Here is a 272-nt window from a genome sequence, read left to right as displayed (position 1 = left end):
CATTCTTGGCTTTCACTTTTTTAACCCGGCTCCGGTCATGCCGTTGATCGAGGTGATTCGCGGCAAGAAATCGAGTGAAGCTTATGTGCAAAAAGCGTATCAGTTCGCCCGCGATCTGGGCAAGGTGCCTGTGCTGGTGACCGATACACCGGGCTTTATCGTCAATCGGGTGGCGCGTCCCTACTATAATGAAGCGCTCCGCATTCTCGGCGACAGTGTGGCAGACGTGGAGCAGATCGACCGGATCATGAAGCGGGCGGGAGGTTTCAAAA

1 protein-coding gene is annotated in these 272 nt (G+C 54.8%); it reads left to right on the top strand.

Features of this window, described 5'->3' with window-relative positions; genetic code table 11:
- A partial coding sequence (locus MXD62_RS08655) for a 3-hydroxyacyl-CoA dehydrogenase family protein (protein WP_248828870.1) occupies positions 1 to 272 on the top strand: 272 nt, incomplete at both ends.

The sequence above is a fragment of the Frankia sp. Mgl5 genome (assembly GCF_023242985.1).
GTDB classification, from domain to species: domain Bacteria; phylum Actinomycetota; class Actinomycetes; order Frankiales; family Frankiaceae; genus Parafrankia; species Parafrankia soli.
This window is presented reverse-complemented; position numbering and strand designations above follow the sequence as displayed.